The 16,800-nt window shown below is 45.2% G+C and carries 12 protein-coding genes; 4 read left to right on the top strand and 8 right to left on the bottom strand.

All coding sequences use genetic code 11. The features are described 5' to 3' along the window. Nucleotides 1–125: 125 nt before the first annotated feature. A complete protein-coding gene (locus FS818_RS07305) occupies nt 126–1,478 on the bottom strand; it encodes a glucoamylase family protein (RefSeq protein ID WP_145330951.1) in 1,353 nt (450 codons plus the stop codon). 363 nt (nt 1,479–1,841) lie between these two features. Next, nucleotides 1,842–3,656: a glycoside hydrolase family 43 protein gene (locus FS818_RS07300; protein WP_145330949.1), complete on the bottom strand. Its 1,815-nt coding sequence runs from the start codon at nt 3,654–3,656 to the stop codon at nt 1,842–1,844. Nucleotides 3,657–3,847: 191 nt separating this feature from the next. On the opposite strand from FS818_RS07300, the gene FS818_RS07295 reads away from it, so the two are divergent. Continuing rightward, entirely contained in the window at nt 3,848–4,270 is a 423-nt protein-coding gene (locus FS818_RS07295; protein WP_145330947.1) for a VOC family protein, read from the top strand. Nucleotides 4,271–4,324: 54 nt separating this feature from the next. Here the strand turns inward: FS818_RS07295 and FS818_RS07290 are convergent, their stop codons facing one another. Continuing rightward, on the bottom strand, nt 4,325–4,945 hold the full coding sequence (locus FS818_RS07290) for an NAD(P)-dependent oxidoreductase (RefSeq protein ID WP_145330945.1): 621 nt from the start codon (nt 4,943–4,945) through the stop codon (nt 4,325–4,327). A 129-nt stretch (nt 4,946–5,074) separates the two neighbouring features. Next, nucleotides 5,075–6,082 (bottom strand): alpha/beta fold hydrolase, encoded by a 1,008-nt coding sequence (locus FS818_RS07285; RefSeq protein ID WP_313960460.1) that lies wholly within the window; start codon nt 6,080–6,082, stop codon nt 5,075–5,077. A 480-nt stretch (nt 6,083–6,562) separates the two neighbouring features. Here FS818_RS07285 and FS818_RS07280 point away from each other — a divergent pair, with 480 nt between their 5' ends. The 3 genes from FS818_RS07280 (at nt 6,563) to FS818_RS07270 (ending at nt 10,033) form a co-directional block, all read left to right on the top strand. Next, a complete protein-coding gene (locus tag FS818_RS07280; protein WP_145330943.1) occupies nt 6,563–8,158 on the top strand; it encodes a type 2 periplasmic-binding domain-containing protein in 1,596 nt (531 codons plus the stop codon). Nucleotides 8,159–8,236: 78 nt separating this feature from the next. Further along, nucleotides 8,237–9,127: an ABC transporter permease gene (locus FS818_RS07275; protein WP_145330941.1), complete on the top strand. Its 891-nt coding sequence runs from the start codon at nt 8,237–8,239 to the stop codon at nt 9,125–9,127. A 15-nt stretch (nt 9,128–9,142) separates the two neighbouring features. Beyond that, a complete protein-coding gene (locus tag FS818_RS07270) occupies nt 9,143–10,033 on the top strand; it encodes a carbohydrate ABC transporter permease (RefSeq protein WP_145330939.1) in 891 nt (296 codons plus the stop codon). Between the two features lie 44 nt (nt 10,034–10,077). On the opposite strand, the gene FS818_RS07265 is transcribed toward FS818_RS07270, so the two are convergent. From FS818_RS07265 to FS818_RS07250, 4 genes are all read right to left on the bottom strand, one after another. After that, entirely contained in the window at nt 10,078–11,832 is a 1,755-nt protein-coding gene (locus FS818_RS07265; protein WP_145330937.1) for a cache domain-containing sensor histidine kinase, read from the bottom strand. A gap of 11 nt (nt 11,833–11,843) precedes the next feature. Beyond that, nucleotides 11,844–13,472: a response regulator gene (locus tag FS818_RS07260; protein ID WP_145330935.1), complete on the bottom strand. Its 1,629-nt coding sequence runs from the start codon at nt 13,470–13,472 to the stop codon at nt 11,844–11,846. A gap of 292 nt (nt 13,473–13,764) precedes the next feature. Next, a complete protein-coding gene (locus FS818_RS07255) occupies nt 13,765–15,123 on the bottom strand; it encodes a glycoside hydrolase family 30 protein (RefSeq protein WP_145330933.1) in 1,359 nt (452 codons plus the stop codon). A 15-nt stretch (nt 15,124–15,138) separates the two neighbouring features. Next, the gene (locus tag FS818_RS07250) at nt 15,139–16,782 is read right to left on the bottom strand and encodes a type 2 periplasmic-binding domain-containing protein (RefSeq protein WP_145330931.1); all 1,644 of its coding nucleotides are present in this window, start codon (nt 16,780–16,782) and stop codon (nt 15,139–15,141) included. Between the last annotated feature and the right edge of the window lie 18 nt (nt 16,783–16,800).

Below are 16,800 nucleotides of genomic sequence, written 5' to 3'. Positions count from 1 at the left end.
TCTCTTATATCTTATTGTAACGATAGTAAAAGCGTAAAAATATGTAATAAACATTTTAAACTATGTTCTACACAAAAAAGGAACGAAGCGTCATCAAGCGATGCCTCGTTCCATTTGAATCGGGTCTACTGAATAGAGAACACTTCTTTTTTCAACAATTCTTCAGGTTTCTGACCGATGGGATCGCTGTGGAAATAATCACGGATGACTCCATCCTCCAGATAGTTCGCAATAGATACCATAATCATGCCTTGATCCAATGCCAGATAAGCTTTGGCGATTTCTTTGGTCTCCAGATTGATAGAGTCGTATAAACCATATTTACCCATCATGTTTAACTTTTTCAATGTTTTGATGTTTTTGCGTGCCTCTTCAGGCGCATAGTCCAGGGCAAGGAATGTTGCATGCGCAGTTACCGTTGCTCCGTCTTTGTAACCTGAGATGCCGAGCGGTGTCGCTGCAAACTCACTATATCCGGTAGCTGTTGCCGATGGCGAGAATCCCCAGGCAGCATACCCTTTTTCTTTGGCATATTCGATTTGCAGATCGACATGACGTTTATTGTTTAGACCTAACGCCTGAGTACCCAAGTCTTTTTCCTTGATCACCAGACCTGGCATAAGCCCTTCAAACATACTGCCTCCCCAGCTAGGAACGAATTTTTTACCTTGATACTCATAACTTCCTTCGAAGACATCCACGCCATCATAATTCACCGTTATACCCTGTGGAATCTGAGACTGCCAGTCCCATTCAAGTGGCATTGTGCGGTACATCTTCCACCAATGCTCTTTCGGTACGTCTCCTTTACCGATGGCAATATAACTCCCTACACGAGGTTCCGTATAAAAGGAACCATAATGATGCTCTGTCAGTGCGCCTTTGGCAACGTCATAGCCACCACGGAATTGGCCGACTTCCGAATCGTATAACGTTGTATAATTCATCTGGTTAACGAGTGTGCTGGTTTGTGCGTTTAACTCTTTATACGCTTGTCCAACGACGATTAATCCTGCGGATAACCAGCCGTTGTCTACCTGAGATATAAATTGCCCCCAATCTTTTTTGACTGAACCATCGTCCGTGTTGTACCAGTTATAAAAGAGCCCGTTCCACTTATCCATCTTCTCCAGCGTGTTTAACGTTATTTTCAAGCGGGATACGGCTTCTTTCTTCGATAGCAGGCCCATTTGTTCGGCAGAAACGGTACTCATCATGTACATCGCAATGTTCGTGGGTGAGGTACGCTTGGCTTCTTCCGTTCCCGTTTCCTTCATTCGGACTTCATCATACGTCAACCCGGTTTTGGGATCGGTAAAATCTTTGAAGTACTTGTACGTTTTTTTGGCAACCGCTTTCAATTCGGGTTTGAAACCTGGCGGTTTGCCTGAATCATGTGCAGATATGACAGGAGTGAAAGCTGTACTGGCAAACAGACAAAAAGTTAAAATGAATCCTAACCTTTTTACAATGTTCATCTCTTTTCTCCCTTCAAAATAAATTCGAAACGTTTCGTATTTATGATATCATGAATGTTCATATTTGGTAAATAACAAAATGAAAACCCTTACTTTTATAAGTTCAATTCAAGTTTTCTTTTTGTTTTTCAATTCGAAACGTTTCATATAAAAAATGAATTTTTAACGCATTCAAACTCTCTCTTCCGTAATAACAATGCTTCGACCCAGATACATACATAAGCATAATCTAAAAAAGCCGCTATGGTTAGCGGCTTCCATAAGAAATACTGATAATGAAGATCGGTCACGATACTCTATTCGAATTGCATCGCTCTGTATCGTGATTGTTCCCTTCAATGGTGTTCAAACCATCCCATCATTTCACAAAATAACAGGCTTCATTCGCCCATCCGTTCCAAACTGAATCGGGTCAATACACACTTCCCGGTGGTACCCTTTCCCCTCGGAGAAACGGGATAACGGAGTGACAAAACGATGGTAAGCCACATGGTACTGGTCCGTTTCAGAATCACGGAATATACAGTGATGGCCAGTTCCGAGCATGTCTTTTTCTACATTTTTGCTTAAAACAGGGTAGTGATAGGTAACCGGGCCATAGAGGCTTTGCGACGTGCCGTAATTGACATGGTAGTCCTCACTTCCCGTATCATCACAAGACCATGTGAAATGGTACAGGCCCTCCCTCTTTAACACGGTTACGGCCTCCCTGAAATCATGCAATCCTGCAAGGTTACGCATTGTTTCTTCAACAACAGTGATCATGTCGTCACCAAGCTCAACAATAGCAGCATCTCCGTTTCCAAACAACAGATACATCTTGCCATCCTGCTCTGCGTAGATTGAAGGATCGATAGCCTGCCCCATCGTGATCTTAAGACGTCTTAATTGATCCATTGTAATCAAAGGTTGAGGCTCTGCCCGGAATGGACCTACTGGGGAATCGGCTATAGCGACACCGATAGCACTTTCCTGATTAGGCATTTTGCCGCAGAAATAATAGTAATATTTGTTGTTGCGGCTGGCAATCGCTGGTGCCCATGCATTTCCGATGGCCCAAGGCACATCATCCGTTGCCAGATCAAGAATGATTCCTTCATCCTGCCAATATTGCAGATCGCTGGAGGAAAACACCTTGAACTGCGTACCTGACCACCCGTCGAAGCCATCACTAGTTGGATACATATAGTAGCGGTCGCCAAACTTGGCCACATCAGGGTCAGCATATTGACCAGCCAGTACCTGGTGACCGTCTCCATAAGCGGCCAGCAGTCGATTACCTTCTTCCGCGGTGATTGGCAGAATGCCGCCGTGCCGCTTTTGGGTTTTTCCCATATCAAACTCATCATCTGAAGCTATTCGGAAGTTTCCGCTATCCAAATCAGTCGTTAACAGCGGTAGATAACCTTTTCCCTCGGCGAAACGATCAACAATCAGACACCACTCATTCCGGTCGTTGAATTTGAAAATCTGCGGCCCTTCTACACCCATCAGCGCTTCCAGCACAGGCGCATGCAGCGGAGTGAATGCATCCTTATCCAGAGAGTTTCCCTTTTCAACACGAATGTTTTTGGTTGTTTCATCTTTGGAGTAACGGTAGTATGAACCCGAAGAAGCAAGAATGGTCGTATCAATGATGTGATTTTCACGCTCGATATACTTTTCCGATGGAGTGAATGAACGGAAGTCTTTGGTGCGTGCGCTGTAAATCTTTTGTTTACGTTCAGATTCATCTGCATCTTGTGTGGCCGAGGCCCAGAATACAAGAAACTCGTCGGCCGCTTCATCATAAACGGCTTCAGGTGCCCACACACACCCTGCACCCGGAGTGCCAAGTGTAACTGTCCAAGGAGAAGACCAATCCGCGAGATTACTGGACTCCCATACGACAATATCACGACTGCCTTCGTTTACAGCAACACCCCAGCCTTTGCCGTTTGCGATTCGCAGATCGGTTGCAATCAGATAAAACTTGTCCTCCTTACCGGAGCGAATAAGAAACGGGTCGCGTACGCCCTTTTCCCCCAGATTGGAGCGCAATACGGGCTTACCCCCGTTTAAATCCTTCCAGTGAAGACCATCCTCGCTATATGAAAAATAAACCTGCTCCCCATCGGGCTGTTCACCGATAAAATGCACAAAAAGATATCCTGCGTAATTGGTGTTTGTATTCAACAAGTTTGGTAGCCTCCTAAGTATGTAAACTGAATTTGATTCAAAAGAAAGCGCTTAACCTAGTATATATCATACTTCAAATCGCTGTTTAGGTGTAGGGAAACTTCCTGCTTTTCCTCATTTACCGTTGTAGTCTCTCCGATTCCAATGGTATAACTGTATCGTTGAACAAAAGATGAAACGGAGGCCCCCTTATGATCCAATCCATTATACATATCGCCTTGGTCGTTAACGATTATGATGAAGCGATCGAGTTTTATACTCAAAAATTGAATTTTACATTGCTTGAAGACACCTATCAACCTGAGCAGGACAAAAGATGGGTAGTGATCGCCCCTCCTGGTTCCTTTGGTACGACCATATTACTCGCTAGAGCTTCCAAACCGGAGCAAGTGCCGTTTATCGGTAACCAGGCTGGCGGGCGTGTTTTCCTGTTCCTGAATACAGACGACTTCTGGAGAGATTACAATGACATGGTGTCCAAAGGAATTGAGTTTGTACGAGAGCCAAAGCAACAAGACTATGGCATCGTTGCTGTATTTAAAGACCTTTATGGGAACCTGTGGGATTTGCTGCAAATGAATGAGGATCACCCCATCTCCAGACGTATGAAGTAGTGTTCAAATAGTATGATGGTCTTTACGTGTTTGCAGAGAAAATTTCTATATGCTTCAGTAACATATCCCTACGCGTGCATTTATAAACTGGCGGTCGCCAAGTTGACGATAGGTGAACTCAGCGGTATCGCCAACGGTAATTTCTGTGCCGCCTTCAGGTAAAACGTCACGCTCTATTCTGTAGTTGCCGCGCACCTCCCCATCTGGCAAATACGTTGGGCATACAATCGTCCACTCCAGGGTGGATTCTTTAAGCAATGTGTACACTTGTTCATGTTCCTCGGCAGCCCTACTTGACTTACGTCTGGAGTCGCTCGACTGATATCGAAGTTTCCCAGGCTCGGTTCTGCTTTGCAGAATACCGGCTGTTCCTACAGTGATGATTCGTTGTATGTCCTCCTGCTCCATAGCGTTGATGAGTAACGGCATGCTTTGGGACAGTGTGGTTGTTCCATCCGTGTTCAGCGCGCTGATCACCGCATTCGTTCCTTCTATGGCACGCAAAAGATCATGGGATTCCAGCACATTACCTTGAACAATGGTTAAGCGATCATGTTTTGTGTTTATTTTATCTGGAGTGCGAACCAAAGCCGTTACTTGGTGACCGTCCTGAAGCGCATATTTAACGATATGGCTTCCGACGCGTCCTGTAGCTCCGAGCACTAAAATATGCATATTGTATGTAACCTCCTGATTTTGTTTGTGTGTTCATTGTGGGTTATACCGGCATTAGCCCGTAAAACAATAGAATAACAAAAAAAGCGTTATACGGGTACTTTAAGTACGCCGCATAACGCGGTTGCTTCAAGGTGTAATGATCTTTTTACCGAACTCTTTGATCTTCTCGGCAATCTCCTTGGGATGGGAGCGATACAAGTAATGTCCCGCCTCCAGTAAAACCATTTCTCCCTGTTCAATGTTCGCCATCTGTTTCTCATGCTCTGTAACCCATTCTTTCACGACAGGGTGATTTTTCTGTACAAAGAAAAGAACCGGCAAATCGGAAGGCCAAGTAAGCTGTTTCGCCTCCTGGAAGTTGGAATACATGCTTACGGCCTCGTTTAATTGGGTGTTGTTATACATATTTTTGCGGATTAAAATGTTCAATTGCTCTCTGGTATCGTCGTCATAAGAGAGTCCTTCATACGGGTCATCACTCAGCTTCAACTGCACACGGGCAAAACCAAGGTTACGGAACCATTTAATTGGTTCGATGTCGGATGCTTCAACCTTTTGCTCGCTAAGAGACGGAACACTGTGATCTAACCCAATGAACGCCTGTACCTCCTCTGCATATCGGTTCACATAGTCGAGACTGTAGAGACCTGAGATGGAATGCGCCATCAGCATATAACGTTTGATACCCAGACTTTGCAAGGCACTATGGATCTCCTGCGTGATATTAGCCGAACTACGTTCCTTGTCAGTCGGATCGCTTAATCCGTAACCCAAAGGTTCAACAACTACGACCTTATAATGAGGACTGAGTTCGGAGATAAGTGGCTTAAAATCAAGTGCAGGCGAAGCTGTTCCGAACCCAGGTAAAATGACTATCGTTTCTTTCCCTTCACCCTGCATGAAGACATTCATTCGTTTTCCGTCGACAGATACCTGCTGCCCGTAGTGCTCCAGTCGCTTTTGTTCAGAATGACTGCTGACTTGGTTCACCGTGAATACCGTCGCGATGAAAAGCAAGATGACGATAAGTATAGAGACGATGACTTTTAGCAAAAGTTTAAGCACTCGCTTGGCTTTGGAATCCTGGCTTGCTTTTGTTTTTTTTGAATCTGTATGACTTGGTTGAATCAACACTTTCAGCTCCTTTATGTCATGTTTCCTCCTGGGGTGGGTCTTGTTTTACTGCAAATCAAGTGTACTCAACTTCGATGTCCCTGGAATGAATGCAATATGAACGGAACATGAACGAACACTCTAATCTCTAGGACTGAATTAGACACCGCAGCACAACGAAAAGCCACAAGTAAGCTGAAAAAATATGTATACTTCCTATATTCTCACGATCTGCTCTAGAACCGCTTAACATCCATACCATGCAATAACCTATTATTGTACTTCTCAATCCTTCCAGCAGGTCAAAAAAGTGCAACACAGTTCAAATAAGTGCAAGGTTCGTACAGACTTTCCATTCCAACCGCCCTCTCCATCCCCTCAAAAGTAAAAAATCATACAGATTGTGGTCAATAACGTTTATATCCCCTCTCTTCATTCTCCTTTACAATAACTTCAAGTACAACATTCCTAAATATGACTTGAACTTGAGGGGGAACGTGAATGAACCAGAAGATGAAGCTTCTAATCATGTCAGTGAGTATGTCTGCTCTGCTGATCACAGCTTGTAGTGACACGGGAAAAGGTAAAACACAGACCGACGCGGACGATGATGGCACAGGTGCAGTCACCATTCATACGGTCACATCGGAGTACAGTTCAGCGAAATATCCAAAGGGCGATGATATCACCAATAATGTCTGGACTCGCCGGTATAAAGAGAAGTTAAACATTAACGTCAAGACGGACTGGGTCAGTGATGAATATGAAACAAAACTCAATCTCGCGATTTCTTCCAATGAATTACCTGACGTTTTCCGGGTGAATCCTTCTCAGCTGCGCCAGTTGGTTGAGGCCGATATGGTCATGGATTTGACAGAAGCCTTCGAACAGCATGCCTCGGAACGTCTGAAAGGTTATATGAAAGCGGATGCAGACAGCTACGAATCAGGCAAAAAAGACGGTAAGCTCTACGGTATACCGCAGATGCACTGGGGATTAATTGAACAGCCGGACTTTATCTGGATCCGGAACGACTGGAAAGAAGAACTTAAACTGCAAGATCCGAAATCCGTTGAAGATATCAAAAACATGGCACTCAAATTTATGGAAAAACACGGCGGATACGGCATCGCTGTGGATCAATCTCTGGACTACCTCAACCTGCTAGCTATTGCTTGGGACGCACATCCCGACATGTGGATTGAGGACAGCTCGGGAAAACTTACTTATGGCTCCATTCAACCCGAGATGAAAAACGCGCTTGCCGCGTGGGCGGAATGGTATAAATTAGGCATTATTGATCCGGAATTCGCGATTAAAGACTTCAACGCGATGAATGCCGACATCGTTGCCGGTAAAGTAGGCATCCAGCCTTACTATCAGTGGTGGGGATATAATCCGGGCGTAGATACCATTGCCAATCTGGGCAAAGATGCGATCTTTTATCCATATCTCATTCCAACCGTGGATGGTAAGGAAGCAAAACAGTCCATCTTTTTTGCCAACAACAATTACATTGTTATGAAAAAGGATGCCGCCAATCCGCAAGCAGTGATCGAAATCCTAAATGATTATGCCTACATCGTGGATGAAGGCAACGGCAAGGAAAAACCGGAGACACTGTCTGCCCTGCTCGACAATGATATTGCCCACGTGGTTGGCGCCTTCCGTGTACTTAATCCGAATTCGGACTACGAACAGTTTGAGGCTGTGTCCAAAGCTCTTGAAACGAAGGATACAAGTGGACTAACGACTTCAGGAATGTGGCAGAAATACAACAATAGCGTGGAGTTTATCAAGAATGCCACACCGGGAGCAACCGGGGACTATTTGCAACAGGGAGCTCCGAAAAATGCGTATGGTCTGGCCAAAAAAGTGCTTGATAGCAACAACTATATCAAAACCGCGCTATGGGGTGTTACGCCCGAAGCTCTCTCCAGTTACGGCACAACGCTGGATGACATTCTGACCGAAGGATTTACGAAAATCATTATGGGCAGTGAAAGTATCGATTACTTTGACGTGGTCGTACAGAACTGGCGAGCAGCTGGGGGAGACAATGCCATTGAAGCAGTCAACGAAGCTTATGGGAAATAAAGCATTTGCGGTGTGAAGCTGGAGGGGGTGAGCCCGTTCTCATCCCCTCTTTTCTGATAACTGAACGGAGGAAAAGCCATGCTTAAAAAATGGAAGCAGCAAAGTCCTTACCACCTCATGTTGATCCCCAGCGTTGTGCTGGTGTTTATTTTTAGCTACATCCCGTTCTATGGACTCATTATTGCGTTTCAAAAATATAACCCCGGTCTCGGCTTTAGTTCACCGTGGGTCGGATGGGACAACTTCACGCATGTATTCAATCAGCCTAACTTCGTGAGAACGATCTGGAATACCCTCTACATGTCCATATTTAAAATGATTGGCGGCATTGTCGTGCCGGTTGTTTTCGCACTATTGCTGAACGAAGTCCTGCACAACGGGATTAAACGCACGTTCCAGACCCTCGTATATATACCGAATTTCTTATCTTGGGTCATTATGGCGGGCATCATGCTGGATATTCTGAGTGCGGATGGCATTGTGAATACGTTTCTGAGTTTGTTCGGCGTCAAACCGATCTCTTTTCTCGGTACCCCTTCCATCTTCCCATGGACGATGATCGTGAGTGACATCTGGAAGGGCTTCGGTTTCGGAACGGTCGTTTATCTGGCGGCTTTAACCAGCATTGACCCCGGATTGTATGAAGCCGCAGTGATCGATGGAGCAAAGCGTTGGAAGCAAACGCTCTATATCACCCTACCGCTACTGATGCCAACGATTGTTCTGATGTCTGTGCTATCCCTTGGCAATGTGCTAAATGCCGGTTTCGACCAGATTTACAATCTCTACTCTCCCGTCGTTTATCAGACTGGTGATATTATCGATACTTATGTGTACCGTCTGGGGATACAGCAGGCCCAATATTCGATTGCGACCGCCGTTGGATTATTCAAATCCGTAATCTCCTGCATTCTAGTCGCTGTCTCATACATTCTGGCTTACCGCGTGGCGGGTTACCGTATCTTCTAAGGAGGGCATATTCGCATGATCTATGATAAAAGTATAAGCAGACGCGTGTTTCTGATTATAAATTACACCATCCTGCTAACCATCTCGCTACTCTGTGTGTTGCCATTTGTGAATTTGCTCGCCGTGTCCTTCAGCAGCAGTTCGGCGGTATCGGCTGGTAGTGTTACCTTCTGGCCTGTCGAGTTTACTACCAAAGCGTATGAGTTTGCTCTTTCTGGTGGCTCTTTTTATTCCTCGCTATGGGTTGCCGTCCAGCGAACGGTTCTGGGTACACTTGTGAATCTGGTGTTGATTGTGCTCACAGCCTACCCTTTATCTAAGACCAAACAGAAAGTGATGGGGCGCAACGTTTACATGGGATTTTTTATCGTTACGATGCTGTTTAGCGGCGGCTTGATCCCGACGTATCTGGTTGTGGTGAAAATGGGACTGATTGATTCCATCTGGTCTCTGATTTTGCCAGGAGCGCTTCCCGTGTTCAGCATGATCATTCTCATGAACTTTATTCGAGGTTTGCCGGAGGAGATCGAAGAATCAGCCATCATTGACGGCGCAGGCCCTCTACAGGTGTTGATTCGCATCATGCTGCCACTTCTCAAACCTGCGCTCGCCACGGTAGGATTGTTCAGCATTGTGGGTCACTGGAACTCCTGGTTTGACGGCATTATCTATATGAACAATCCAGCCAACTATCCGTTACAGAGCTATTTGCAGACGCTGCTTCAAAGCTTTGAGCAGATGATGCTGAAATCCGGATCGGATTACACGCAACTTCTATCCATGATGAATGCCAGAACAGGTCGTGCAGCTCAGATGTTCCTTGGTGCGATACCGATTCTGCTGATCTATCCGTTCTTGCAAAAGTATTTTACTAAAGGATTGGTACTCGGCAGTGTTAAAGGTTAAAGTGACATAAAGGGCGACTTCATATGCGTCTGTCTAACCCACATTCACTTGTTATCTGGCAAACAGGAGATCGCCGGAAGCAGAATCGCAAACGTTGTCCCTTTGCCGATTTCACTTTTCACCTGTATCCCATACGGCTCGCCGAAGTGAAGTTGAATACGCCGTTGTACATTATAGAGGCCTATCCCACGGCCTCCATTTCCTGTTTCATGCTTTTCCTCCATCAAGCTTCGTACCGTACTCTGATCCATGCCGGTTCCATTATCACAAACTTCAATGCAGATATTTTCCTCCCGAGGCCCGATTCGAATCGTGATCACCCCATCCTCTTCAATCTCGGCCAGACCGTGAAAGAAGGCGTTCTCGACGATGGGTTGCAGGATCATTTTAGGCATCGCATAATGTATCAGTTTCTCATCTATCTCATATTTCATATGAATACTGCCGTAATATCGGACATTTTGGATGGTCACGTAATGTGCAATGTGATTCAATTCTTCACGAATCATCACGAGACTTCCATCAGACTTGGTGGCATATCGGAGCATAGAGATCAGTGCATCGGTCATTTCTACAATTTTGTCGGCTTGTTGCATGGAAGCGATCCATTTCACGGAACCTAAAGTATTATACAGAAAGTGTGGGTTAATCTGATCATGCAGTGCACGCATCTCGGCGGCGGCCTTCTCGATCTCTTCCTGCTGCATGCGTTCCACCATTCGTTTCAATTCATGGGACATTCGGTTGAATCTGGTGGATAAATGACCAATCTCATCCCGGGATCGGATATCCTGCACCTGTTCAAACTGCCCCTTTTCGACGAGCCGGATATTGTTCAACAGCTTTTTGATGGGACGCGTAATGACATGGGACAGGAATATAGAGATGACAGCAGCAAACAGTGACATGACGATCGCTAGCGTTACGAGGTTTTTACCTAGTATTCTACCATCGGCAGTTAGCTCTTCCAGCGGCATGTAGACATATGTAGTCCATTTCTGCTGACTAAGCGGACTCTTTACCACGACATTGGTTGCCTCGGATGGACGAACGTTATCCCGAAACAAGGTGCCGATTAACTGGTCGTTGACGTTGTAAACGATTTTTTCGTCCTCATCAATGATCATGAATCTGGATCGAAGTCCTTCCTGCAAGTTACGATTGACGATTTCGATAAATTTAATATCGATGCTAACGACCATCACACCCAGTAATTTGCCGTTGGTTACATCATGAATTTTTCGTGCATGGGACACGGCCAGTACTTTATTTTCGAGTTGCTTGTCAACCCGGGTTGTTAACGTGATCGTACGCTCGTCCTCATGCATAAACTTCTTGAACCACAGCTCATTTCTCACATTGAAGGCCTTGTCAATCGGTTGATGTGGACTTACAAACAGGTCTTGCCCCCCGTTCATATTGTAGAGATAAATGGAAAATACACGATCCTTCATCATGATGTAATTCATTAATATGTTATATGCCGCGATTTCGGTTTCTTCATTACTTACACGCAGGAAATCCTGGATCGGAAAACTGCCTTCATGGGTAGCGGATAAACTGTCACTGAGTCCGTTGCTGGCGAGCAGGGTGATTTTTTCGATTTCTTTCAAAAACTCGTCGATGCGAATGTTCGTCTGTTTGGTCAAATCACTGAGTAGTGTATTGTAATTCTGTGATAATAAACGCTCGGAAGAATAGTACGAATTAATGGTCATCACGAACACAGGAAAAATAATGACAATCATGCAAATCACCATAATCTTGTATTTAATCTGGAAAGGCCGCTTATATTTCATCCATCACACCTCTATTTCCGAATGGCATGCACATGCTGCTGTTCCCGATATTCCTCTGGCGTAAGCCCTGTGTTCTTTTTGAAAATCTTACTGAAATACGTGTAGTTGTGATACCCGACTTTATCTGCAATTTCATATATTTTCAGCTCTTTGCTGAGCAGATAAGCCTTCGCATGATCAATACGAACCCGGGTCAGATACGAGATGAAATTTTCCTGCTTTTCCTGCTTGAACAAACGACTTAAATAGGACGGATTCACGTTGATCTGACTGGCTACACTTTGCAGTGAAAGATCCTCTGCATAATAACGGTTGATGATGTCTATAGCGAGGTCTGTGTATTTGAGTTCGTGTGTGACCTGGGAGCTGGCGCTAAATGTCGTCGTGATATAAGTCAGCACATTCTGATGGATATCCTCCCAACGCTCCCCGTTCAGGACAGTCTTATAGGGGGATTTGTCAGTTACTGAGAGCTTGCTGCGTGATGTGCTGTTCAGCAAATGGGCGTGCATCGTTTCGAGCAGCGTAATGTACTGTTTGCGGATACTGTTCTCGTCCGCTCTTACGGTCTTCAGGCGAATGCAGATTTCTTCAAGGAAGTGCCGGACTTTCTCCTTATCTTTGCTCATACAAATTTTCATGAAATGTTGTTCTTGCTGAGGACTCAGCAGATGTTCAACGTCTTCCCTGCCCGGGGATTTACGTACCTCCTCAACATGCAGGATCTGGCTTTCACCAGTAAAAAAACGTTCCTTAAGCGCGAATTCTGCCTCCTGACAAGCCTTCCGCAACGACACAAAACCGAAACAAATCGAACTTACTCCTGCCGTAAGTGAAAGATTCATAAAATCCTTAAGAGAAATGAGCACTTTACGAATAAGTTTGTTCAGGTCGGCATGTGCATCCTGGTCAGATCGTACGTTAACCACTACCCAGTATTCAGACGAGCTTTCCACAAAAATCTCCTTTGCCCACCGGGATGGAATGACCTCTTCCATAATGTTGAGTATCGAGAAGCGGAGCAACTTTTCCCCTTTTTCAATATACTTGCATTTGACCTTCTCATAATGATTAACGATGAATTTGATGACGACCAGCTGGTCTGACTGGATACGAAAATGGAGTTCTTCTGCTTTGGTAAGCAATTCATTTCCATGGGTGAATCCGCTTACAATATCTTCGAAAAAACTATCCTTCAAATAACGAATACTCTTGGAATAATCGGAGGATACATAGGGGAAGGTGTTTAATTGATGCTGTTCACTTTGCAACTTCTCTCGTATATTCGTCAAAAGCTGGATGAGCGACTGCTCATTAACTTCGCTTTTAATCAAGTAATCGGTGGCACCAAACTTTAAAGCATTTTTCACATAATCTAATTCATCGAAATTGCTCAGAATGACGAATTTACAGCTTTTTAACGAGTGGGATAACTGTTTAATTAACGCTAATCCATCCATTACGGGCATTCTGATGTCTGTAATGATCAAATCTGGCATCTTTTCTAGTGCAAGCTCCAATGCTTCTTTTCCATTACTGGCCTCAGCCGTCACACAGAAGCCATAATCTTCCCAATTCAGCATGGAACGGATGCCAACCCGCATCAGCAGTTCATCCTCAACAATCATCAGTTTATACATGGAAGTCCTCCAAAGTTGATTATTTATACACGATCTGCCCCTAAAGATTTAGAGGCAGGTGTATTCTATCTTGTACTTTATTCGGACTGCATGCATGAAATCCCCTTAAAAGGTTAGAAAATGATCAAAATAAACTTCAACTTCAAATTAGATAACAGATAAAAGACCGCCAAAGTTGGCGGTCTGCATGGTACGCATTATTGCTCTCTAGGAATGTCGAGATTACATGAATACATGCTGAGGCAGGTGTTTTCATTTCTACAACATTAGGTCATAGCCGAGCTTCTGCCCTTTAATCGTTCGATACTAATATAGATATAGCACATTTGGATTCCATGTATACAACCAGGCTCTCTTGATCTTGCATTTCAATCTTAACCTGTTTACCTTCTTCCTCATCGTTAAACAGTACTAATGCCGTGCTTCCGTCCATGTTGCGAAAAGCTACTGTGCATATAGAAGCGTCGCTGGACACCGATTGGATTTGAACCGCTTTAGGTCGGATCAAAGCGCTGAAATGAGCTAGCGCGTAATAATCCAGCGTGTAGACAAGCTCTCCCGTCTGCTGGTTAATCTGCACAATTCCACGGCACGTGCTCTGACCAAAACCCGGCACCGTAGGGCCATTATGTTCATCCAGTGCCATATTCCATAGAACGAGTGACTTGCTATAGTTTCGCAAAATCTGAATGCCCGTTCGAATCACATTGGAGAATGCTTGTTCAAAAGGCGGAATCCACTCTCCTCCAGAACCTTCGGTGAAATGCACTTCTTTTCCCGCAAAAGCTTCGTATACTTGGGATTGGGCTGACGCGTCTCCCCCGTACCAATGCCATGCCACTCCATCTACCGCTTCTCCTGCCTGCTCCAGAACGGTCAGTGGGTAATCCGGACGATCCCAGTTGTGATCATAACAGAAGATTTTGGTGTCAAGATTGTTGCGTACAAAAGCTGGCTTGAGATGATGGACAATGAAATCTGCTTGCGCCTCAGCGGGCATCAGCATACCCGGATAATGTCCTGGCTCATATAAAGCCTCATTCTGCGGGGTGATTGCATAGATCGGCAGACCATGAGCTGCATATGACTGAATATATTTTACAAAATACGCTGCATATGCGGAATACCACTCAGGTTTGAGCTGGCCTGTAATCATGGAACCGCTTGTTTTCATCCAGCCGGGTGCGCTCCACGGTGAAGCGAACAGCTTCAGATCGGGATTCAGTGCAAGCGCCTGCCGGGTTAACGGAATAATATCCGCTTCATCATGTGCAATGCTGAATGTGGTTAATTCCGGGTCTGTCTGATGGTCGGGCAGATCGTTATAACTGTATACCGTGCGGGCATAATCCGAAGCGCCCATCGGGTTGCGGATCACCGACAAGCCGATCCCTTCTGTCGGATGGAACAGCCGTGTCATTACTTCCGCCCGTTGTTCGTCCGTTATCTTTTGATTCATCAGATATGCCGCTGCATCGGTAAATGATGCTCCGAATCCGTCCATCTCCTGGTACGTTTGACGATCATCCAGTTGAACGGTTACGGCCATCGAATCAGCGTCCATGGACTTGATCGGATTGTATTCCTCGGGGGGAACGAGACGAAACAGGTCATTTTCCCCCGTAGTTTTGAACATTTTAAATGTTGTCATTGCGATGCCTCCTCATTATTGCATGCCTAATTTCTCTTTATTTTGCTTCATCTTCTCGCTGCGGATTTTCACAATGTCGGGCCAGCGGTTTTCCTCCAGGAACGATTGATATGCGGCCAGAGCATTGTCAAACGAGGCGTCATCCTTCGAACGCAGCATGCTTACGAGAGTTGAGTTCCATTTGGTGTTAATGGCGGACAAGGCGCGAGCTTCCGGCGTGCCAAGGTTTGGATTGATATTTTCCAGAATAAAATGAGGTGCCAGTTTGCCTTTGCCCCATGCTTGCATTTGTTTAATGGCCTCGGGAAAGGCATCGGCACTCAGCGCCTTATGACGGTCATGACCGAAGAACATAAATTCACCCAGGCGATAGTCCTTCTTGAATTGATCCGCATTATGCAATTGCATGTCCTTCACTGCCGGAAGTAATTCCACTGTACCGTCAGCTTTTTTCTTAAATGTCTCTCCTTCAACGCCATAGTTCATCAGCATTTGGCCTTCTTCACTCAGCAAATACGTGAAAATCTGCATTGCTTTAGCCGGGTCTTTGGCATCCTTGGAGATGAAATTAATCATCCAGCCTGTAATACCGGATTGATTCAGTGTTGGTGCGTTGCCCTTGGTACTTTGCGGCCCATCAATGGCGATGTACTCCTTGCCTTCGTTATCACTCATGTAAATCTGAAGATTTCCGCCCTGTTGAGGTGTTCCGTCGAGCAGCATCGCCGCGTATTTACCGGATTTCACCTTTTCTTCAAAGGCTGTACCGTCATCCGCAAAACTGTCATCACTAATATTGCCGTCTCTATACACGGCGTTTAATGTTTTTAGCCAAGTCAGGTAATCTTCGTCCAGATTGCGGTCATAGAACTCTCCGTTTTCTGTCTCCAGGGGTACGCCGATAAAATCCTGTAACGCATCGCCAAGTGAACCTGTGCCTCCACCGATAGCGTTGAAGCCAAACGGAATGAGCGATGGGAACTTTTCTTTGATCTGTTTCATCGCATTCTGGAATTGTTCCGGTGTTCCCATGACTGGACTGCCTAATGCTTCATATACATCCTTGCGGATGATAAAGGCGGTCTTGGCCGGAATGTTACCGCTATCATAATCTGCTTGTGTGTTGGAATAATTCGGATAACCGTAGGTCTTGCCATCCGCTTGCTGGAACCACTTTAGCGTGTCCGCAGCCGCGACCTTGTTGAAATACGGATCGTATTTCTCAGCCAAATCATTCAGAGGTATGGCCCAGGTTGATGCTTTGCTCACGACTTGTGAATTGGAATCGAACACCGTCAGCAGGTCAGGCATATCTCCGCCAGCGAAAAAGGTATTTAATTTGGTATCATCGCCTGTGATGAATTTGATGTTAATGTTCAAGTCTTCCTTAATCTTTTTAGTGACGATATCTTTGCCAAAATCGGTATTCCACCAGTCGGCATTGACGTACCAGGTCAGATCGGTCACTTCTTCCTTTTTATCGAGCTGCCATGCTGGTTTCTCCGGATCAACCGTATAGCGATTCTCAATGGATACCCAGTTTGCTTCACTCGATCCATCGGAACTACTGCTACATCCCGTGATCATTAACGCAGTTGCAAGTAATGCTGCACATCCTTTAACCCCTCTTTTGCCCAGTACCCGGTGAATAGTAAACATGTGTTGTCCCCCTCGTAT

The sequence above is a fragment of the Paenibacillus xylanexedens genome (genome assembly GCF_007680605.1).
In the GTDB taxonomy this organism is placed as follows: Bacteria; Bacillota; Bacilli; order Paenibacillales; family Paenibacillaceae; genus Paenibacillus; species Paenibacillus xylanexedens_B.
The sequence above is the reverse complement of the archived record's forward strand: the minus strand, read 5'-3'. Positions and strand labels throughout refer to the sequence as shown.